The sequence below is a fragment of the Paenibacillus sp. OAS669 genome (assembly GCF_014873645.1).
Taxonomy (GTDB): domain Bacteria; phylum Bacillota; class Bacilli; order Paenibacillales; family NBRC-103111; genus Paenibacillus_S; species Paenibacillus_S vulneris.
In genome coordinates this window covers 960,192-979,345 of record NZ_JADBDR010000001.1, presented here as the reverse complement: position 1 = coordinate 979,345, position 19,154 = coordinate 960,192, and the positions used below count along the sequence as shown (strand labels likewise).

Genomic DNA, 19,154 nt, shown 5'->3' with positions numbered 1-19,154 from the left:
GGAAAGCCTTATATAACAAAAAATGAGCGCATTCCCAAACGGGAATGGCTCATTTTACTGTGCTGAACAGTGTACACCCATTAAAGCATTAAAGCGAAGGAAGCAGCGATGTCCTGCAGTCGGGGACTACCTATCCACAACGAAGCAATGTCTATCATTAGTTCTTGGAAAGAACTATAGGTCATTTACATATAGATTTCCTGAATCTCCAATTGAGGATGCTCCGACAGGTTAATAAATTGTTCGCCAACCTGAATCAATGGCCGAAAAAAGTCTGTAGGATGCGTCATAATAATGATACCGTTTTCACCATTGGTAAGCAGAATTCTTTTATTAATGAAGTTAGGAATCATGTTACGGATAAATACTTGGGTAATCTTAGGATCCAGCTTGCCGAAGCTGAGCCGGTGCAGTTCTTTAAGCACATGCAGCAAATCCTGCTTTTCCTGATAGACCCTATGCGAGATCATGGCGCTGTAAACATCAGCTACCGCTACGATTCTGGCAAGAGGATGAATGTCCTGGCCTCGTAGCCTGGCTGGATAGCCTGTCCCGTCCAAACGTTCATGATGCTGCAGAGCGGCCAAGGCAATAGGCTCAGGAAGCCCGGACGCAAGGATCATTTCGTGGCCGTACTCGGCGTGTTTCTTGACCTGCTCGAATTCATCTTTCGTCAGAAACCCCGGCTTTTGGAGGATGGCATTGTCGATGCGGCTTTTGCCAAGGTCATGCAAATAACCGGCCTTGCCAGCATAGAGTGCCTCCTCCTCCGTTTGACCTAGCCACTTGGCTATATAATAAGAGATCATGCCTACTTGGACACTATGCTGGTAGGTGTAATCATCTTTATTGTTCAATGTTAATAATAAAGAGACGACATCTTTTTGCTCGATAAAATGATTGGCAAGGGGTGCAAAGCATTGCTCCACTTGTTTTTCTTCAATTTTGCCCTGAGCGGTTATCTGATTGAACAAATCCTTGATTCCACTTACCGCTTCTTCATAAGCAGCTGTTTGAGCTAATGTCTGAGTTGGCTCGGAAAGGGCTGGCTGAAGCTGCTTCTCCGTGCTGTGCTCTGCTTGTCGCATCATGATGTCGACATAATCGATGTTGTGCAGTTGAAGTTTGTCAATATCATCGGCATTTAACACGGTGTGCGCGGATACAACAAGGAGCCCGTTCCAATTAAAAACGTCTGAGCCGGTTCGATCACCAACCTGTAAATCCATGACAGAAATTCTCATAGCCGTCTCTCCCAATCACAGTGTACGTATAAGCTAACTAGTATAAAGTTATGGTATCAAGAATGTATTATATTGGCAACCGAAATATGAGCATTTTGTCACAAAAAAGGGAGAAACGGTGAAAAATATCACAACTACATTCCTATATATCGACTATATAAGCTCTTGGCCATGACGGGATCATCCGTCCCTTGAACTATCAATCGGCCATCAGAGAAAAGGACCAAGGTCAATGAGTCGTTCGGGTAAAACTTTAAAAGGAACGGATTGAGCTCAATACGCCCGAGCGGGCGCCATTTTTCGGCCCAGTCGGACAAATGGAAGGTACCGGATCGAACCGGTTGAATTTGGACGGAATTACGTCCGCATAAGGTTTGAATCGTGTCCTCTTCGACCTCCTGCTGCAAATAGTCATAGTGACCATGCCCGCAGGCTGGACAGTCCGTTTTACGCGCTTTGCTCACGTCCACGGCAGCGTGCTGGTTGTACCATAAGTCCCAGTGGACCATCTTGCGGTTCAGCTGGGCGTGGGCGCCAACGAGCAGCTTGAAGGCCTCTGCAGCCTGGTGGGAGGCTACCGTATGAATAATAGGTCCGATCACTCCCGCTGTATCGCAGGTCTCTGTCGTTCCTTGGGCGGGTGCCTGCCCGAACATGCAGCGCAGGCAAGGAGTTTCACCAGGCACGATCGTCATGGATACTCCTCGGGAGCTGACAGCGCCGCCGTAAATCCAAGGGATGCGATGCTTCAGGCTGACATCATTGATCAGGAAACGGACGGCAAAGTTGTCCGTGCCATCCAGGATCAAATCGACGTCGGTAAGCAGCGATTCGGCGTTGGCAGGATGGAGGTCGGCGACCACGGGTTCAATCGTGACAAGCGAATTAATCTGCTGAAGCCTGCGCGCCGCAGCCATCGCCTTTGGCTCTGAGGAAGCAGCGTCGGCTTCATCATAGAGCATTTGACGCTGAAGGTTGCTCGCCTCAACGAAATCCCTGTCGATGATACGGACGAAGCCGACACCGGCGCGCACCATGTGATTGGCCAGTACGGTTCCCAATGCGCCCATCCCGACGATAGCCACCCGGGCTTGCATCAGCCGGGCCTGACCTTGCTCGCCAATGGGGCCAAACAATAGCTGCCGCGAATAGCGCTCCGCAGCTTGAGGGGGGATAGATTCACGGTTATGATCGGTATTGCTCATCGGTGGTTTCTCTCCTTATCCTAAAGGGTTCCATGGCCCTAGCTGATGTCCTTTCCATTCAGAACCATCCTCCCATATTTCTTTTTTCCAGATTGGAACGATTTGCTTGAGGCGTTCGATGGCATATCGGCTCGCTTCGTACGCAGCCTCTCGATGCGGCGAAGATACGGAGATCACGACGCTGATTTCACCGACATCCACTTTGCCGAGCCGGTGAGTAATGGCGCATAGGGTACCGTTCCAGCGCTCATGGATCTCCCGGGTGATTTGTTCCATAGTTTTCAGAGCCATAGGCTCGTAGGCGGAATATTCAAGCAGGCATGTTTTTTTGCCGTGAGTCCATTCTCTTGTCGTTCCTGTAAAAGTAAGGGCTGCTCCATGATTGGGATGCAGAACCTTTGCGGTAACCTTCTCGATGGAGATAGGCTCGTAAGTGATTTCGACGAGCTTCGGCTGACCCCCCGATACAGGAGGGATCAAAGCTATTTCATCCTGCGCGCTAATAAGCTGATCGTCCGGAGCATAGCTGTGATTAACGGCTACAAAGGCTTGTCCCAAGGCTTGAGCGGCTTCGGGATGTGTGTCTGCCAGCCGTTGTTTGATGAGGGCTGGAGTCACAACGGCTTCAGGCTTCCATTCCATGGTCAACACAGAGCCGCCCAGCTGCTCGGCCAGCCCTGCAAAAACGAATATTTGCAGCTTCATTCGCATCACTCCAACGTTTTATTCCAGCATACCATAATATCATAAGATAGTGATATAATAGAAGGGTTTCCTGTACATACAAGGGCCATTATGGAAGATGGAGAGGGATTGAAATGAAGATTACATTATATGATGAAATCGGCGGAACAGAGCAATTCACGGTAGCGGAACTGTGCTCCTTGGCACCTGTCCATTTTCCGATTGGGGAACGTGTGCCTGGCGTTGAAGGGCTCGCTTTTGAACTGAAGTCCTGGTATGAGGCCTGGATGAAGCGGCGGGAGGCGGTAACGGATCGCGAGCCTGTTGTCATGAAGGTGGAAGCGGCCGATGAGTTTCAAGCGTCGATCCCTTGGGAGCAGCTGGACCGTGCAGCGTTTCTCTATGAGCAGGACGGCAAGCCGCTGCAAAAAGGGTTTCCGATACGACTGTACGTGCCGGACGGGAGCAGTGAGTGCCTGAATGTGAAGAGTGTTGTCTCCATCCGATTCGAATACAACTCAACGGTTCATGAAGCATCCTATGGGTTTAAGAACAAGATTAGCATAGAGGAATTAAAGCGCAGATAAAGAAGGTAAAGCTGTAGCAGGATACAAGGAGGGGTGCAGCAATGGATTCACCGCATTTGCGGCTAAGAATCATTCATTCCAACGATATTCACAGCCATTATGAGCAGATGCCCCAAATCGCCGCAGCCGTTCAGGAGCTTCGCGCTTCAGCCGGCGAGGAGCATACGCTGACGCTGGATATTGGGGATCATTTGGACCGCATGCGCCCCGAAACGGAGGCGAGCGCCGGCAGCTATAACCTGGAGGTCATGGCAGCCACGGGGTATGAAGCGGTCACGCTCGGCAACAATGAAGGTCTAACCTTTACCAAGGAGGCGCTGGCGCAATTATATCGTCAATATCCGGATATCAAGGTCGTTTGCGCCAATCTGTTGGATGCTGTGACCGGAGACATTCCCGATTGGGCTGCGCCTTGCCATATACTGGATAAGGGCGGCATCAAGATCGGGTTGATCGGGGCGACCGCCTATTATGAGCAGTTTTACAGGCTGCTCGGCTGGGATATCCAGGAGCCCGTCGGTGTTATCCGGCATTGGGTCCAGCAACTTCGGCCGCAGGTTGACGTTCTGATCCTCATGTCTCATCTCGGTCTGTCGACAGATCAAAGAATCGCCGGGGACATTCCCGGGATTGACGTTATCTTGGGCGGACACAGCCATCACTTGCTTGAGCAGCCCCTTCGTATCGGAGGAACGCTCGTATGCGGTGCAGGCAAATTCGGGGGATACATCGGCGTGGTGGATCTCCAGCTGGATCCTCGTACCCGCAAGCTGACTCAAGCAGAAGGGGTTGTGCGCAAGATCGAGGCGGAGCCGTATGATTCTAAGCTTGCTGCAGCGATAAGGACGTTCGAGATTGAGGCCGGCAAGACGCTAAATCGGCAAGTCGCCTATTTGGAGCGGCCGCTCGCTGCCCATTGGTACGAAGAGGCTCCTCTCGGCAGCATGCTTGCCTCAGCGCTTCGACGGTGGGCGGGTGCCGAGATCGGTATCGTGAATGCAGGGCAATTCCTGGAAGGGCTGGAGCGGGGGACGGTAACCGCAGGCAGGCTGCTGGACATATGCCCCTCGCCGATCAATCCGTGCCGCATGACGCTAACCGGCGAACAAATCTTGCAGGCTCTGGAGGAGTCGCTGCTGCCCGAATTTATGGAGAAGCCCATCTACGGCTTCGGATTTCGATGTAAAGTGCTCGGCATGCTGAACCTTGATGGGATGACGGTGGAATACGATGCGGACGGCCCTCCACTCGCCAAGATTCGTCAGGTGCGTGTCGGGGAAGAACCGCTGGAGCTGAGCCGGGCGTATACGGTAGGGACAGTGGATATGTTCTCCTTCGGAATCGGATACTTGTCCTTATCCAAAGGAACGAACGTGCACTATTTCTTGCCGGAATTTTTGCGGGACATCATGCAGGAGGAGCTGAATAATCCTGACGCCATTGCTGCAGGATACGACAAGCACTGGTTCGCCTGCAGGCCGCTCGAACAAAAAGACTGTTGAGCCTATTTGGCTTCAACAGTCTTTTTATTGTGGGTAAGCTTACAGTAAGTAAAGATAAATGGCAAAAAGTGCGGCCAGTACAAAACGGTAGTAAGCAAAATAGGTGAGCTTCAATTTGGAGACGAGCTTGATAAACGTAACGACCGCAAGCAGCGCGACGATAAATGATACGACGAAGCCGACGACAAAAAATCCGATAAGATCCGGCGTAAACAGCTTGTATGCTTTTAGTAAGGACAGACCGGAGGCTGCGAACATCAGCGGTATCGCCAATATAAAGGTAAAGTCGGCGGAAGCCCCGCGGCTGACACCGGATAGCATGCCCCCTGCTATGGTTGCGCCGGAACGGGAGAAGCCTGGCCAAATGACGGCCAATATTTGGTATAAACCAATATAAAACGCCTGTTTGTAAGTAATATCGTCCAGCTCCTGCGCCGATTTGGGCGTGGATGACTTTTCCGCTATGATAAAGAGCACGCCGCCGACAACGAGGCTTAATATGACGGTTTTCGGAGAGAAAAGATGCTCGTCAACCCAATCGTTAAGCAGCAAGCCGGCAATGCCCGCCGGCAAAATACCGATCAGGATATGAAGCAGGTTCAGCTTCTTCCTGCCTGCCCGGCTCGGGTCCTTTTTCAATCCAAAAAGAAGCAGAATTCGGTTCCAGTAAATGACGACCACAGCCAATATGGCGCCGAGCTGAATGACAACCTCGAACGTTTTCAATATGGCATTGTCTTCAGGTATACCAAGGAGCGCTTGCGTCAAAATCAGATGTCCGGTGGAGGACACGGGCAAAAACTCGGTAAGCCCTTCAACAATTCCCATAATAATTGAAACCCAATAACTTAACATAATTGCCTCCTACTTTGTTTGTGAGAACCTATTCTATTTTAGCCTGTTCAGGGATGTCCTACAATACTAACTTAAAGGGTGTGGAGAATCTTAATAATTCCTTAACAAATAGTGAAAATCATGCGGAAGAAGATCGTAAATCCTCGAAAAAAAGTCGAAATATGTTGCTTCTTTTCGATGAATCCTTTACTCTAGGTCATAGAAACTATCTTTACTTTTATAGAAAGAAGACGTGGTTTAATCATGCGTTTGCTTCCGCTCAATATGGTTCGTCCGGGTATGAAGCTCGGGAGAAGGATTTACAATGAAGAGGGAATTACTCTTCTCGGAGAGCGTGTCGAATTATCACAAAAATTGATCCAGCGGTTAAGCGAACATGGTATTGATTTCGTATATATAGATGACCCGAGAACCAATGACATCACGATTCCGGAGATGATCTCCGAAGAAACGAGATTAAAAGCGACTTCCGAAATCAGGACTTCCTTTCGCGGCATGATGGAGTCCTCCGTGCGAAGCAAGACGGCTAACGACAGACGCTTGGGCAAAACGTTCAGCAACGTGATGAAGATGATCATAGATGATTTAAGCAGTCATGAAGGCGCAATGATCATGCTGACGAACATCAGTGTCATGGATGATTACTTATTTCAGCATTCATTGAATGTATGCATCTATACGACGCTGCTCGGAATGGCACACGGCTATGGCCGGGAGGAGCTGACCACACTTGGACTGGGCGCTCTTCTGCATGATATCGGCAAAACCCAGATTCCGCTGGAGCTGCTGCGCAAGAACGGCAAGCTGACCGACAGCGAGTTCACACAGGTGAAGAAGCATACCGAGTACGGCTTTCAGCTGCTGAAGGAAGAGCCGAATATTCCTTTGATCACCGCTCACTGCGCATTTCAGCATCATGAACGGCTGGATGGAAGCGGGTACCCTAGAGGCATCACAGGCAGAGATATTCATGATTACGCCCGATGGATAGGTATGGTGGATTCCTATGACGCCATGACAACCCACAGGGTATACCGGAGAGCGATGCTGCCTCATCAAGCCATGGAAATATTGTATGCGGGAACGGACACGTTATATGAAAAGAAAAAAATCGAATTGTTTCGAGACAACATTGCGATTTATCCGATAGGCATTAGTGTTACGTTGAGTACGGGAGAGACGGGAACCGTCGTCGGGCTTAACAAAATGGTACCCCACCGGCCGATTGTACGGATATTGAAGGATGCGGAGGGGCAGGAGCTGAAAGCGCCCTTCGATATGGATTTGTCCGAGAAATTATCGATCATGGTGACCGGAGTCAATGAGGATATGGGCTAGCCTTATACATACGACAGAAGAAACCCGGGGCTCCGGGTTTTTTGCATGTGTAAAAGTCCTTAACGCAGAATGGGAGTACAGAGCGGCTCCTATTTCCAGAAAAAGCTGGAATTGCTTCGTTTAGTTTCATTTTCGTGCGTCATACGATACAATAGGTGGTAAAAATACTTTATACAGTCAGGTGTGAAATTCAACATGATGATAGATAAACTGAACTCCGTTCTACCGGACATAACACCCGAGAACGATCCGTGGGATCCCATTCGTTCCCTGCACAAGTATGGCAAGCACGTACTTACCAGCGTAGAACTGACGGTGACCAACCTGTGCAATATGAGGTGTGAGCATTGTGCGGTGGGCGAGATGCTGACCATGACGGAGGGGCCGCGCATTCCGGTTGACCAGGTGCTTCGCCGCCTGGAGCAGGTGGAGCATCTGGAGACCATCAGCATTACCGGGGGAGAGCCGAGCTATCATGAGGCGACAGTCAGGGATTATATCGTACCGATCCTCAAATACGCAAGGGAACGGGGCGTGCGGTCGCAAATCAACTCCAACCTTACGTTGGATTTGTCCCGATATGAGATGCTGGCGCCTTATCTGGACGTGATGCATATCTCATTCAACTATTTGAATGCCGATGATTTCCATCAAGTCGGCTTTGTCCGCACAGATCGGACGGTGACCCGGAGCACAGCTGCCAAGATGTACGAACGGATGGTCGAAAATACGATAGAGCTGAGCCGCGGCGGTATGTTTGTGTCAGCCGAGTCGATGATCAATTACCGGACTCATGAGAAGCTTAGCGATATACATAAGCTTATTGTAGAGATGGGCTGCCGGCGCCATGAGGTGCATCCGATGTATCCAAGCTCCTTTGCCTCGAACCTGCCGGTGTTGTCCCTGGAGCATTTTCGCAAGGCGATCCACAAGCTTCTCGATACCCGTGACCGCAATCTCTGGATGCTGTTCGGAACGCTGCCTTATTACGCCTGCAGCACTCGGGAAGAGGATCAGCGTATGATCAGAAGACTTAGGGAGGAACCTAATGTAACGGTACGCAACGATCCGGATGGACGTAACCGGCTGAACGTGAATCTGTTCACAGGCGATGTGTACGTTACCGATTTCTCCGATGTGCCTGCACTGGGCAATATTCATAGAGACACATTGGAACAAGTGTTCCAAAGATGGGAAGACCATCCGCTGAACCATTCCGTCAACTGCCATTGTCCGGCCGCTCAATGCTGCGGTCCCAACCTTTTGGTCGTTGATACGTATTATAAGGATATCGACTTCAAGCAGCGCAAAGCGGTGGTTTGACCAATGGCAGCCTTGAATCCAATGGCAACAGGATAGACGATTTACTCATCACACAAAAAGGAGATTGAGGTTCCTTGGGCTTTGATTGGGGTTTGATCGTGCTAAATTTGGTATTGGTGCTTTTGCTCGTATTATTAAACGGATTTTTTGTCGCCGCCGAATTCGCTTTGGTCAAGGTGCGGACGACCAGGCTCCAGCAATTGCAGAATGAAGGCGTGGGAAGAGCCAAATATGCCCTGGCCGTGACCAAAAAGCTGGATGCCTATTTATCGGCTACGCAGCTTGGCATCACGTTGGCGTCGCTCGGACTGGGCTGGCTCGGCGAGCCTGCGATTTCCCATCTGATCGTCGATCCCTTGTTTGCACTGCTGCATTGGGATAAGGCCTGGTACAGCTCGGCACTGTCCGTATTTATCGGGTTTGCGACGATCACGTTCCTGCATATCGTCTTAGGGGAGCTCGCTCCCAAATCTTTGGCGATTCAAAAATCGGAAACGGCTTCTCTGTGGCTGTCCGGACCGCTGCTCGCGTTCTACAAAGTATTTTTTCCGGCCATTTGGCTGTTGAACGGTGCCGCTAACCGTATGCTGCGCTTGATTGGCGTTCAGCCTGCGAATGAGCATGATGCCGTACATACAGAGGAAGAAATAAGAATTTTAATGAACCAGAGCGCGAAGAGCGGACATATTGACAAGGACGAGATGGCGCTGTTCGATAATATTTTCGAATTCTCCGACCGGGTAGCGAGGGAGATTATGCTGCCCCGTACCGACATGGAGTGCCTTTATGCCAATCTGCCGTTTGCCGAGAATTTGAAGACGGTTTACCGGACCAAGCATACCCGCTATCCGGTAGCCAATTATGACAAGGATACGATCATCGGCTTCGTGCACATAACCGATATACTGACGGCTGACCCCGATGAAGAGCATGATTTGCAATCGTTCATCCGCCCCGTCCTGATGGTTCCGGAATCGATGGAGATCAGTCATGTGCTAAAGCTTATGCAGCGTAAGCACTCGCAGCTTGTCATCATTGTGGATGAGTATGGAGGAACGGCAGGTCTGCTGACGACGGAGGACATCTTGGAGGAGATCGTGGGTGAAATTCACGATGAATTCGATGAGAATGAACGTCCGAGTATCGAGAAGAAGGGCAACCAATACTCGGTCGATGGGCGCGTGCTGCTTGAAGACCTCGATGACTTGCTGTCGCTGGGCATTGAAGACGAGGAGGTAGATTCCATAGGAGGATGGCTCTTTACCCAGCTGGAAGGGGCTGTTGCCAAGGGGAAAAAGCTGAAGCATGGTTCATTTGAATTCGAAATCGCGGAGGTGCGCCGACTGCGCATTATGAGGGTAACGATTACCCGCATGGAACAACCAAGCACGCCGACAGAAGCTCAAGATTAATAATAAAGGGTAAAGGGGAATTGCCCGTTTATGTCTCTGAGGACGATTCTGTTTTGCGCCATAGGAGTCCTGCTGCTCTATGGTTTGTTTACCATTGGATTTCCGTTTTTGCTGGCAATGCTGATAGCGATATTTTTAGAGCCTCTCGTACAGTGGCTGATGAAGCTCGGAAGAATGAACAGGGTGTTCGCCGCCTCTATTGCCTGCACTTTGTTTACAGGCGCTTTGCTCGGATTTTTTTATCTGGTCGGGTTCAAAATGGTGTCGGAGCTGATCCAATTCTGGAAGTACGCCCCCGATTACTTAAACGATGCGAAGCTGTTCATTGAGGATACGACGGAGAAGACGCGGCTGTTCTATAACTCGCTGCCAACCGGGATAGCGGAGCAGCTTCAAGGCTGGATCGAGTCAGGCATTAATACGATTACGGATAACATTAAAGGTATCGTGTCGGCGGTATCGGCTTATTCTCTGAATGTCGCCAAGACGATTCCGAACTTATTCATCTTTTTTGTCGTGTTCGTGATCGGCTTGTACTTGATATCGATCGGCTTGCCGAATGTATACCGGTCGTTTCTGAATCTGTTTGACAAGCTATCGCAGCCGAAGGTCACCGCTGTCCTTAAGGACTTGCGCCGCGCGGTGCTTGGATTTTTGTTTGCGCAGGTGCTGATCAGCCTGCTCACCTACATAGTGACCCTTATCGGCTTGCTCTTCTTGCGGGTGGATTATCCACTCGCCGTAGCGCTGCTGATAGTGGTCGTCGATATCCTCCCTATTCTCGGCACGAGTGCCGTTCTCGTCCCCTGGGCTCTGTACAGCTTTTTGGCCGGGAACATGCATTTAGGAGTCGGACTTTTGATACTTCTCGTGTTCATCATGATTTTCCGCAAGCTGATTGAGCCGAAGATTATCGGGGATGCTGTGGGGATTAATGCGTTAGCCGCATTGATGAGCATGTACATAGGCTTTAAGCTGATCGGTGTCATAGGGCTTATCTTCGGCCCGGTTCTTATCATTGTCTATCAGGCGATGCGCAAAGTCGGGCTGCTCAAGATCAATATCAAGCTGGACTAGCGGACAGCCGAACTGCATGAAAAGGAAGGTCCTAGGCGACCTTCCTTTTTATTTAGCTCAATAATACCGCCGAGCCCCCGTATACTTGGGTCCCCAATAGCTGCTGTCCAGCTTCTGAATGTAGACGCCCGCCGAACGCGTGGCCGAAATAAATTCCCCGTTGCCGATATAAATCCCGGCGTGAGATACGACACCAGGATCATTCAGCGCAAAGAACACCCAATCCCCCGGCTGCAAGCCCGATCGCGATACACGGGTCCCCATTGCAGCCATCTCCGCAGCGGTAGTGCGGTTTAACGAAACCCCGAATTTATTGAACATAAAGTAAATAAAGCCCGAGCAGTCGAAGCCGTCTGGCGTCGCGCCGCCCCAAACATAAGGCACCCGCATATAATGGGAGGCATCCTGTACGATTTGTTTTTTTACAAGGGCATGGGAGATGGCGGTTTGAGTGGCGGCATCGGCGGCACCGGTTACAGGCAGACTGTAGGCCTGTTGAAAAGCGCGTACAGCTTGAGCCGTAATGGATCCGAAATAGGCGGTGCTTTTCGGGTATGTAAAATAACCTAATGTTTTGAGATTGCTTTGCAAGGTACCGACGCCGGGATCGGACATTCCTTGAGAAAGCACGGTCGATGCGGTGCCCGCGGCGGAGGACGCATAGACGTGTTGGCCGCCGGAAAACGGCAGAAGCGAGGATAACCCGACAAGACCTGCGGTCAAAGTGATTGCAAGCGTTTTCCTCAAAGAACATTCAACTCCCTCTCCCCGATTTACTGGGTCTGATGAATTTGTTCCCATTTTATACTCATAATGGACGAGGCGGCAATGTATAAATATTGGTAGTAGATTTTCTCAATAAAGGAGGCAATCATCCATGTTCACGCAGGAAAAAGTATGGTGCCCGTACGTTGGCCCCTTTGACCCTTGCCCGCCGATACGAGAAAAGGTATATTCGACCCCGCCCCAATTGTATATTCCGTTCCAGCCGCCTAATCTTCCACAATGGTCTCCCCACGAGGCATTAAAAAAAGGGACGTTATGGCCCGCACTTTACAGTCCTTATGAACCGAGACCGAGACTATAGGCCGGAAAGGAGTGGATCAGTCGATGGAAGACAAACGAATGCCGGATCATTATTACGCCATGCTGGAAGAGCTTCAGGCCATTGATTTCGTACTCGTGGAGCTTACGCTGTATCTCGATACCCATCCGCTGGATAACGGCGCTCTTGAGCAGTATAACCAATGCGCCCAGCAGCGCATGCATCTGGCCCATCAATTTGAACGGGAGTTCGGTCCTTTGAAAAGCTATGGGCAGAGCTTCTCTGCATATCCATGGCAATGGATCGATACGCCGTGGCCTTGGCAGGTTTAATCGCAGCGGCACGATAACCGAAGGGAGAGGAGCAGTGAAATGTGGATTTATGAGAAAAAACTGCAATACCCGGTCAGGGTAAGCAAGTGCGATCCTCATATGGCGAGGCTGTTGCTGGAGCAATACGGGGGAGCGGACGGGGAGCTTGCAGCCGCGCTGCGTTACATGAATCAGCGTTACACGATTCCGGATAAAATCATCGGGCTGTTGACGGATATATCTACCGAGGAGTTTGCGCATCTGGAGATGATTGCTACGATGGTTTACAAGCTCACGAAGGACGCGACCGCAGAGCAAATTAAAGCGGCGGGTCTTGATCCCCATTATGTAAGCCATGACAAGGCGCTATTTTATGAGAATGCTTCAGGGGTTCCTTGGACTGCCGCTTACATACAGGCGAAGGGAGACCCTATCGCGGATTTGTATGAAGATATTGCCGCAGAGGAGAAGGCGCGGGCTACGTATCAGTGGCTTATCGATATGACGGATGACGTGGATCTACAGGACGGATTGAAATATTTACGGGAAAGAGAGGTAGTCCATTCTTTACGGTTCCGGGAAGCGGTCGAAATATTGAAATCGGAGCGGGGAACGAAGAAAGTGTTCTAGCCATAGGAGAGGAGCGGCATGAGCAGATAGCAAAAGCATCCCGAAAGACGCCTGCCAGGCTCGGGATGCTTTTTTGACATGTAGCATGCGTGGTTTCTTGCCCAAATGAAGAATCAGGATTTTTTGGCTTTAGAACGGTTAGTGCGTTTAGAACGATTAGAACGATTAGAGGGATTAGTTGGATTAGTTGGATTAGATGAATTAGAGCGATTTTGCCTATGTCCGCCATGACCGCCATGCCAGCCTCCGTGGCCTCCATGCCAGCCTCCATGACCGCCATGCCAACCACCATGGTCTCCATGCCAGCCTCCGTGCCAACCGCCATGACCGCCGTGCCAGCCGCCATGCCAACCTCCCGGCCAACCGCCGCCATACCAGCCCCCGTATGGGTAACTCCAAGTGCTGTAGGTACCGATAGGAACCGTCACAACGGTTGGATAAGTATAGGGAATATAAGCCATTGCCATAGTCTCCTTTGCTTGTTTTGATACCAACAATGTATGCTCGGGAGACAAATCGTGATACTTGACCTAGAGAAATAGGCATTTGTCATGCATAAAAAAAGAGAGCGGCACCGCCGCCCAAAATCCAAAGTTTCTATTTGGCAAAATAATATATGATAGCGGCGATGATTAGAACAATGATAATGATCCATGTGATAGTACCCGCTTTAGAGCTGCTTTTTTGGTCAGGTGGGGATGCGGCTTGATCCGTTGAGCTTAAGAAGGTTCCGCAATACTTACAGACAATGTCTCCGTCACTCATCTTTTCATTACATTTTGAACAAAATTTCACCATTTGCATCACCCGCAATCTGATGGATTTTGTTAACTAGGCGCTTCATTACATATGTATGGTTCAACCATCGTTCCATCCATATCCAGAATGGATTGATAAACAATAAATATGCTTAAAGTGAGATGAATTGCTCGGATTCACAAGGCTGCATTGACACGTGGAGATTATTGGAATTATGATGTCTAAAGGATCCTTTACACGTCCGCAATGACTTCCCTATGAGCTTAATGCTTAGGAAAGCCTCGTTTGACAATGATCATGTATAAAAAGAAAACAGCATTCGGAGGAGTTAACCATGAAACCGACTTTATCCAAGCCGGAAGCGATGATATTTGATTTGGACGGAACTTTGTTCCAGACGGAAACGCTGCTTCTGCCGGCTTACCATGCCACATTTGACCAGCTGAGGGCTGAAGGAGCCTATTCGGGACCTACGCCGCCGGAGAGCGAAATATTGGGGAGCCTGGGGATGCTGCTCGAGCATATATGGCAGCGGGTGATGCCGGATACGGATGTTCAGGTGCACCGCAGAGCGGATGAATTGCTGCTGGACTATCAAATTCAGGGTCTGCTGCGCGGGGAAGGGCGGCTGTACGATGGAGTTGCGGATACGCTGAAGGCGCTGCATGAGCAAGGCGTTCGCCTGTTCGTAGCGAGCAATGGGCTGGAGTCTTATGTGAAAAATGTTATTCAGCATAAAGGGCTGGGACCTTTATTCGAAGGTTTATACAGTGCCGGAGAATTCAGAACCCGTTCCAAGGTGGATCTGGTCCGCATGCTGTTGGAAACCTATAACGTAAAGACGGCCTGGATGGTCGGGGATCGTTCCTCTGATGTGGAAGCGGGTCTTGAGAACGGGTTAACGGTTATCGGCTGCGATTATGCCGGTTTCCGTAAAGAAGGGGAGCTGGAGGGAGCCCATGAGCAAATCGGCAGCTTTAGTGAGCTGTTCTCTCTGCTTCAGACTTCGCTGCAGCAGTCCCGATAAAACATCAATTTCAAAAAGGTTGCACTTGGAGCTGTCAATTTCATAGGAAATTAATGGGGAGGCCGGAATTTCGGTCTCCCTTTCATTTACATCCAAAGTCTGTTTTTTCGCGGAATAACCCCTATGCAAGCTGAAATATTTTACAATCCTCTACTTTTTCTGGCTGCTCAGGTATGCCGATGGAATAATTTGCACCATGAAATAGCCAGGTGCCCATGCTACACTAGAGTGGCTCAAAAAACCAGAAACGCGGTTTCAACGCCGCTTGGGTTATATAGGGCAAAATCATAATAAAGGCCGAAGCTAATAGAAGCACGGGGGAACCAATCTTTGGGGTGAAGCCGCATCAGCGGCAGGGTGATTGACCTTTGACCCGAATCCGTCAGCTAACCTCGCAGGCCGAAAAAAGGAGAGGTTTATTTTGAATCGTTTGATGAAAATTGTTTTGACAAGTGCTTTGGCACTTAGCCCGATTATCGGTGTAACTGGAGTATCCGCAGCTCCCGCAACAACATCTACCGTATCGAGCACCAAGGCGTCCACATTATCTGTTGCCGCTAAACGGGACAAGGTTGTTAAAACGGCGCTTTCTCTGCAGGGTAAAGTTCAGTATGTTCCGTGGACACAACGCCAAGAGGCCCACGCTCCATATAAAACGGACTGCTCCGGTTTTACGGCTCTCGTTTATAAGCTCGCTAACATTGGAGTTACTCTAGTTGATAGAGACGATGACCATCAAGCCCAAGTAGGAACAAAAATCACTTCCTACAAGAACCTGCAAAAGGGCGACCTGCTGTTCTTCGGTAACATTGGAAGCTCGAAAAGCATGAAAGACGTAGGCCACGTCGGGATCTATATCGGTAACGGTAAAATGATTCACAACATCAACAGCAAATCCGACGTGAAAATTTCGGATATTAACTCGAGCTACTACAAAAACAAATTTATGTTCGCTAGAAGAGTAATTAAATAATAGGGCACGTACCTTAATCTAGCCTGAATATAAAATAATAAAAGCCTTCCAAGCCTGGACCCGGAAAACGGTCCGCTTGGAAGGTTTTTTCCATATTTACAGCTGTATAAGTTCGATGATCCCTGCAATGTTCCGGAATCCGCTGTGGAGACAAGGCATCACTGTGAGATTCTAGCGTTAAAGAATTTTAAAGTCCGATTGATGATGGTATCTGGGGATATGTTTTTTTAAGTGATGGACCATTTTTGACATGCGCTCCGCTTCGTTTCCATTCCGGTTTGGATGCTTTTCCAGCGTGTTTAATAATGGAACGACCCGAAAAGCGGTACGTCCTTTAATCTTGGTGCTGCGAGTCCAAGTAGGGATAAAATCGGCCTGAACGATCTGTACTCTTCCATCGTCATGCTTTCGAATATGAAGACGGTTAATAAGACCGGTCAGCGTATGATCGTTTCCGTATAATCGGGTGGAAACGAAATTCCCCAAGGAATAAGCGGCGTACCTTTTTTTCTTGACCCCGGTAATATCCCTGGATTCCTGGAAAATAGCCGGTTGGATGACATGGGAATGCGCCCCGAGAATAATATCGGCGCCGTGCTTGAACAGTAGTTGGAAGTAGCGCTTCTGCTCCTCATTCGGATACTTGCTGTATTCTCTTCCGAAGTGCATGCATACGATAATAAGATCCACCGATCTCGACTTTAGCCTTCGGATATCGGATATGATTTTGCTTGGACTAATCCGATTGACGGCCCAGGATTGACCGCTTGGTACCGGGATTCGGTTGGTTGTTTTAGTATAGGACAAAATACCGATTTTGATTCCTTTGACATTTTTAATCAATAGCTGCTGAGAATCTTTGTGCGTGCGGAAAGTTCCCGTATGCGACAACCCCTTGGAGTCAAGCACCTTAAGGGTTCGTTTCAGTCCGTTAATGCCGCAATCCATACAATGGTTGTTTGCCGTTGTCAGTACGTCGAATCCCAGCCTTTTCAAAGTGCTCGCAAAGGAATCGGGACAATTGAACAGCGGCCAACCGGTTTTGGCGCTTCTTCGCGATACGGTGTACCCGATCTCCGGGCCTGAAAAAGTGGTTTCAAGATTTCCGATGGTTAGATCCGCATCACGCAAATAGGGAGCAACCGGTTCAAATATCTCGTCAAAGGAATAACGCTTCTCTCCGGTGACTCTGGCGCTGCCAATAAGTCGATATTTCATTAAAAAATCTCCGACCGCGGCGATCGTAATGTCCGTACTCATGACCCATCCCCGTTTCTGTTGAAATAATCGTCTGCCGGGCCCTCGAAGAGTGGAACCGCATAATATCATATGAGCCTGCCGTTGGATCTGTCTTTGCTTTATAAGCCCATTTTTAGAGGTAAAGTGTGCAGTCCTATATGGATACAGGCCAGGTACTCTTTGCTTTGGAGCCGAATAGTATAAGTAACGTCATATTGCTGGTTGTATGTATTGGCGTTCAACCGCTGCTCATCACACGGAGGAGATCCTACAGTGAAAGGAAATTTGCTTAAGTATCCCGGCGGAAAATGGTTGAAGCACGAGGCGCTTTGGAGTGAAGATGCGCTTCGCTCCCTATTGCCGGAGACGGAGATGTTTTCTGCGGACACGTTCATTCAAATGATCGAAAAGCATACGGTCCTTTTTCTCAAACCGGATCTTGGAATGAGGGGACAAGGCATTATCAAGGTATCACGGGAAGAAGGCGGAGCCTGCATCGTCAGGACAGCTGCAAAGACCTACAGATACCGTAACGTAAATGATGCCTCCCACAAGCTGAATAAGCTGACGGAGGGCAAAAGCTATATTGTTCAGCAAGGGATAGATTTGATCAGGATTAAAGGAAGCCCGGTAGATTTCCGGGTGCTGCTCCATATCGGACCTAATAACAGGTGGAGATTTTTTGGAATCATGGGGAAGGTAGCGGCCAAAAATCAATTCGTTACAAACCACAGCAGCGGCGGAAAGCCCATCCGGCTGCACCAGGCCCTGTCTCTTACGCTTGGCATCGGAAGAAAGGACGCCCCCCAGTGGGATGAACGGATCAAGAAGCTATCCTTTACCATTGCCAGAGCCATGAAGAAGCATTATCCGAACATTACGGAGCTGGGACTGGACATTGCCATTGATAAAAGTCACAAAATTTGGCTGCTCGAGGCCAATACCAAGCCTCAATATCAGTTATTTAGGTACCATGCCAATCCGTATCTGTATGGAAATATCGTCAAATCTGTCCGGCATCTTAGGGCCGCGGCGCTTACGAAAGCGTCACGGCGTTAAACCGGAACAAAGACCGTTAGGGAAGAAAGCTTCTTTTGTCATAACGACAGAGGAGCTTTCTTTTTTTAATCCGTCTAATGCAGACAGGTTGGTTCATTTGTCCCTATCAACGGCTTCCGCCGCAACGTATTGTACAATATCCGAAGGTGACAAGTATGAGAATCAGTAAGCATGTGCTGGCGAAGAACAGTAAGTTCGAGACGCCTTATTACATTATCGACGGAGAGCTGCAGGGAAGCACGGTTATGATAACGGCAGGTGTTCAAGGGACAGAACGGGCAGGCTTTCTCTCTGCGAAGAAGCTGCTAGAACAGCTTCGAAGCGATGTTATCCATATCCGTAGCGGAAGGTTGATTATTATTCCTATTGTCAATCGTATCGCTGTTCGGCGGCGTATAAGGGGAGTTCCGGATCTGAACCGGACGTTCCCGAGACGCTATGGCAAAAGGCGTGCCCGTCATCCGCTCTCTAGAGCGGTGTTCCGGCTTGCACGAGAGCAGGGTCCGGATTGGTACGTGGATTTGCATGAAGCGAACGGGTTGTTCCGAATCCAACCGAAGGCATTGGGACAAACCTTAATCGTCAATCCGGGAAGCAAGGTCATTCCAGCCGCCAAAAGAATCATTCGACGAATAAATCCATCCATCAAGAGGAGATCGAGACGGTTCTCTCTCCTTCAGCGCAAATTGCCCGGTTCGGGCCGTTCAGCCGCGTACCGTTTGCTGCATGCCAAGGCCATAACAGTAGAAACGGGAATCAGATTGCCCCTCGAAGAACGTATCCGATACCAAATGAAAATAGTGAGCAGCATATTAAAAGAAGCGGGTTTAATCAAAACAGGGGATGAATCCTGACAAAAGAAAGCGCCGCTTGGGTTTAAGCGG

At 49.5% G+C, this 19,154-nt stretch carries 21 protein-coding genes and 1 riboswitch; of the genes, 13 read left to right on the top strand and 8 right to left on the bottom strand.

All coding sequences use genetic code 11. The features are described from left to right. Nucleotides 1-185: 185 nt before the first annotated feature. The 3 genes from GGC63_RS03910 to GGC63_RS03900 form a co-directional block, all read right to left on the bottom strand. Nucleotides 186-1,244: an HD-GYP domain-containing protein gene (locus GGC63_RS03910; protein ID WP_079908362.1), complete on the bottom strand. Its 1,059-nt coding sequence runs from the start codon at nt 1,242-1,244 to the stop codon at nt 186-188. 134 nt (nt 1,245-1,378) lie between these two features. Continuing rightward, nucleotides 1,379-2,449, bottom strand: coding sequence for a ThiF family adenylyltransferase (locus GGC63_RS03905; RefSeq protein ID WP_192701163.1), 1,071 nt, complete (start codon nt 2,447-2,449; stop codon nt 1,379-1,381). A 15-nt stretch (nt 2,450-2,464) separates the two neighbouring features. Beyond that, nucleotides 2,465-3,154: a molybdenum cofactor biosynthesis protein gene (locus GGC63_RS03900; RefSeq protein WP_192701162.1), complete on the bottom strand. Its 690-nt coding sequence runs from the start codon at nt 3,152-3,154 to the stop codon at nt 2,465-2,467. A 113-nt stretch (nt 3,155-3,267) separates the two neighbouring features. Between GGC63_RS03900 and GGC63_RS03895 the strand changes: the two genes are divergently transcribed. Continuing rightward, entirely contained in the window at nt 3,268-3,720 is a 453-nt protein-coding gene (locus tag GGC63_RS03895) for a molybdopterin-dependent oxidoreductase (RefSeq protein WP_192701161.1), read from the top strand. A 41-nt stretch (nt 3,721-3,761) separates the two neighbouring features. Then, entirely contained in the window at nt 3,762-5,222 is a 1,461-nt protein-coding gene (locus GGC63_RS03890) for a bifunctional metallophosphatase/5'-nucleotidase (RefSeq protein ID WP_192701160.1), read from the top strand. A gap of 39 nt (nt 5,223-5,261) precedes the next feature. Here the strand turns inward: GGC63_RS03890 and GGC63_RS03885 are convergent, their stop codons facing one another. Next, on the bottom strand, nt 5,262-6,077 hold the full coding sequence (locus tag GGC63_RS03885; RefSeq protein WP_079908367.1) for an undecaprenyl-diphosphate phosphatase: 816 nt from the start codon (nt 6,075-6,077) through the stop codon (nt 5,262-5,264). 243 nt (nt 6,078-6,320) lie between these two features. Between GGC63_RS03885 and GGC63_RS03880 the strand changes: the two genes are divergently transcribed. The 4 genes from GGC63_RS03880 (at nt 6,321) to ytvI (ending at nt 11,227) form a co-directional block, all read left to right on the top strand. Then, nucleotides 6,321-7,415: an HD-GYP domain-containing protein gene (locus tag GGC63_RS03880; RefSeq protein WP_079908368.1), complete on the top strand. Its 1,095-nt coding sequence runs from the start codon at nt 6,321-6,323 to the stop codon at nt 7,413-7,415. A 195-nt stretch (nt 7,416-7,610) separates the two neighbouring features. After that, nucleotides 7,611-8,738: a radical SAM/CxCxxxxC motif protein YfkAB gene (yfkAB, locus tag GGC63_RS03875; RefSeq protein WP_192701159.1), complete on the top strand. Its 1,128-nt coding sequence runs from the start codon at nt 7,611-7,613 to the stop codon at nt 8,736-8,738. Between the two features lie 74 nt (nt 8,739-8,812). After that, nucleotides 8,813-10,150: a hemolysin family protein gene (locus GGC63_RS03870; protein ID WP_192701158.1), complete on the top strand. Its 1,338-nt coding sequence runs from the start codon at nt 8,813-8,815 to the stop codon at nt 10,148-10,150. A gap of 30 nt (nt 10,151-10,180) precedes the next feature. Further along, the gene (gene ytvI / locus GGC63_RS03865) at nt 10,181-11,227 is read left to right on the top strand and encodes a sporulation integral membrane protein YtvI (RefSeq protein WP_192701157.1); all 1,047 of its coding nucleotides are present in this window, start codon (nt 10,181-10,183) and stop codon (nt 11,225-11,227) included. 57 nt (nt 11,228-11,284) lie between these two features. On the opposite strand, the gene GGC63_RS03860 is transcribed toward ytvI, so the two are convergent. Beyond that, nucleotides 11,285-11,974, bottom strand: coding sequence for a C40 family peptidase (locus tag GGC63_RS03860; RefSeq protein WP_225947889.1), 690 nt, complete (start codon nt 11,972-11,974; stop codon nt 11,285-11,287). A 130-nt stretch (nt 11,975-12,104) separates the two neighbouring features. Between GGC63_RS03860 and GGC63_RS03855 the strand changes: the two genes are divergently transcribed. From GGC63_RS03855 to GGC63_RS03845, 3 genes are read left to right on the top strand one after another with little or no spacing between them, the layout of a single operon-like run. Continuing rightward, nucleotides 12,105-12,314 carry a spore coat associated protein CotJA gene (locus GGC63_RS03855; protein WP_192701155.1) on the top strand — a complete coding sequence of 70 codons (210 nt, stop codon included), beginning with the start codon at nt 12,105-12,107 and terminating at the stop codon, nt 12,312-12,314. Nucleotides 12,315-12,337: 23 nt separating this feature from the next. After that, entirely contained in the window at nt 12,338-12,604 is a 267-nt protein-coding gene (locus GGC63_RS03850; RefSeq protein ID WP_192701154.1) for a spore coat protein CotJB, read from the top strand. A gap of 39 nt (nt 12,605-12,643) precedes the next feature. Then, entirely contained in the window at nt 12,644-13,213 is a 570-nt protein-coding gene (locus GGC63_RS03845; protein ID WP_079908374.1) for a manganese catalase family protein, read from the top strand. A 113-nt stretch (nt 13,214-13,326) separates the two neighbouring features. Here GGC63_RS03845 and GGC63_RS03840 read toward each other — a convergent pair whose 3' ends face one another. After that, nucleotides 13,327-13,674 carry a hypothetical protein gene (locus tag GGC63_RS03840; protein ID WP_192701448.1) on the bottom strand — a complete coding sequence of 116 codons (348 nt, stop codon included), beginning with the start codon at nt 13,672-13,674 and terminating at the stop codon, nt 13,327-13,329. Nucleotides 13,675-13,810: 136 nt separating this feature from the next. Continuing rightward, nucleotides 13,811-14,011 (bottom strand): zinc-ribbon domain-containing protein, encoded by a 201-nt coding sequence (locus GGC63_RS35295; RefSeq protein WP_225947888.1) that lies wholly within the window; start codon nt 14,009-14,011, stop codon nt 13,811-13,813. Between the two features lie 295 nt (nt 14,012-14,306). Here GGC63_RS35295 and GGC63_RS03830 point away from each other — a divergent pair, with 295 nt between their 5' ends. Both GGC63_RS03830 and GGC63_RS03825 read left to right on the top strand, forming a co-directional pair. Then, complete coding sequence (locus tag GGC63_RS03830; RefSeq protein ID WP_079908376.1) at nt 14,307-14,999, top strand: HAD family hydrolase; 693 nt, start codon at nt 14,307-14,309, stop codon at nt 14,997-14,999. Nucleotides 15,000-15,284: 285 nt separating this feature from the next. Next, nucleotides 15,285-15,415, top strand: a riboswitch (cyclic di-AMP (ydaO/yuaA leader). A gap of 5 nt (nt 15,416-15,420) precedes the next feature. Further along, nucleotides 15,421-15,972, top strand: a complete 552-nt coding sequence (locus tag GGC63_RS03825; RefSeq protein ID WP_079908377.1) for a C40 family peptidase — start codon at nt 15,421-15,423, stop codon at nt 15,970-15,972. A 177-nt stretch (nt 15,973-16,149) separates the two neighbouring features. On the opposite strand, the gene GGC63_RS03820 is transcribed toward GGC63_RS03825, so the two are convergent. Beyond that, entirely contained in the window at nt 16,150-17,232 is a 1,083-nt protein-coding gene (locus tag GGC63_RS03820) for a CapA family protein (protein WP_192701153.1), read from the bottom strand. Between the two features lie 252 nt (nt 17,233-17,484). Here GGC63_RS03820 and GGC63_RS03815 point away from each other — a divergent pair, with 252 nt between their 5' ends. Next, nucleotides 17,485-18,270 carry a YheC/YheD family protein gene (locus tag GGC63_RS03815; protein ID WP_192701152.1) on the top strand — a complete coding sequence of 262 codons (786 nt, stop codon included), beginning with the start codon at nt 17,485-17,487 and terminating at the stop codon, nt 18,268-18,270. 155 nt (nt 18,271-18,425) lie between these two features. Then, the gene (locus GGC63_RS03810; RefSeq protein ID WP_192701151.1) at nt 18,426-19,124 is read left to right on the top strand and encodes a succinylglutamate desuccinylase/aspartoacylase family protein; all 699 of its coding nucleotides are present in this window, start codon (nt 18,426-18,428) and stop codon (nt 19,122-19,124) included. Nucleotides 19,125-19,154 lie beyond the last annotated feature (30 nt).

Coding starts and splice junctions, on each gene's coding strand:
- GGC63_RS03895 (WP_192701161.1), top strand. CDS start 3,268: ATGAAGATTACATTATATGATGAAATCGGCGGAACAGAGCAATTCACG.
- GGC63_RS35295 (WP_225947888.1), bottom strand. CDS start 14,011: ATGGTGAAATTTTGTTCAAAATGTAATGAAAAGATGAGTGACGGAGAC.
- GGC63_RS03885 (WP_079908367.1), bottom strand. CDS start 6,077: ATGTTAAGTTATTGGGTTTCAATTATTATGGGAATTGTTGAAGGGCTT.
- yfkAB (WP_192701159.1), top strand. CDS start 7,611: ATGATGATAGATAAACTGAACTCCGTTCTACCGGACATAACACCCGAG.
- GGC63_RS03840 (WP_192701448.1), bottom strand. CDS start 13,674: ATGGCTTATATTCCCTATACTTATCCAACCGTTGTGACGGTTCCTATC.
- GGC63_RS03900 (WP_192701162.1), bottom strand. CDS start 3,154: ATGAAGCTGCAAATATTCGTTTTTGCAGGGCTGGCCGAGCAGCTGGGC.
- GGC63_RS03845 (WP_079908374.1), top strand. CDS start 12,644: ATGTGGATTTATGAGAAAAAACTGCAATACCCGGTCAGGGTAAGCAAG.
- GGC63_RS03855 (WP_192701155.1), top strand. CDS start 12,105: ATGTTCACGCAGGAAAAAGTATGGTGCCCGTACGTTGGCCCCTTTGAC.
- GGC63_RS03850 (WP_192701154.1), top strand. CDS start 12,338: ATGGAAGACAAACGAATGCCGGATCATTATTACGCCATGCTGGAAGAG.
- GGC63_RS03880 (WP_079908368.1), top strand. CDS start 6,321: ATGCGTTTGCTTCCGCTCAATATGGTTCGTCCGGGTATGAAGCTCGGG.
- GGC63_RS03820 (WP_192701153.1), bottom strand. CDS start 17,232: ATGAGTACGGACATTACGATCGCCGCGGTCGGAGATTTTTTAATGAAA.
- GGC63_RS03830 (WP_079908376.1), top strand. CDS start 14,307: ATGAAACCGACTTTATCCAAGCCGGAAGCGATGATATTTGATTTGGAC.
- GGC63_RS03890 (WP_192701160.1), top strand. CDS start 3,762: ATGGATTCACCGCATTTGCGGCTAAGAATCATTCATTCCAACGATATT.
- GGC63_RS03905 (WP_192701163.1), bottom strand. CDS start 2,449: ATGAGCAATACCGATCATAACCGTGAATCTATCCCCCCTCAAGCTGCG.
- ytvI (WP_192701157.1), top strand. CDS start 10,181: ATGTCTCTGAGGACGATTCTGTTTTGCGCCATAGGAGTCCTGCTGCTC.
- GGC63_RS03910 (WP_079908362.1), bottom strand. CDS start 1,244: ATGAGAATTTCTGTCATGGATTTACAGGTTGGTGATCGAACCGGCTCA.
- GGC63_RS03810 (WP_192701151.1), top strand. CDS start 18,426: ATGAGAATCAGTAAGCATGTGCTGGCGAAGAACAGTAAGTTCGAGACG.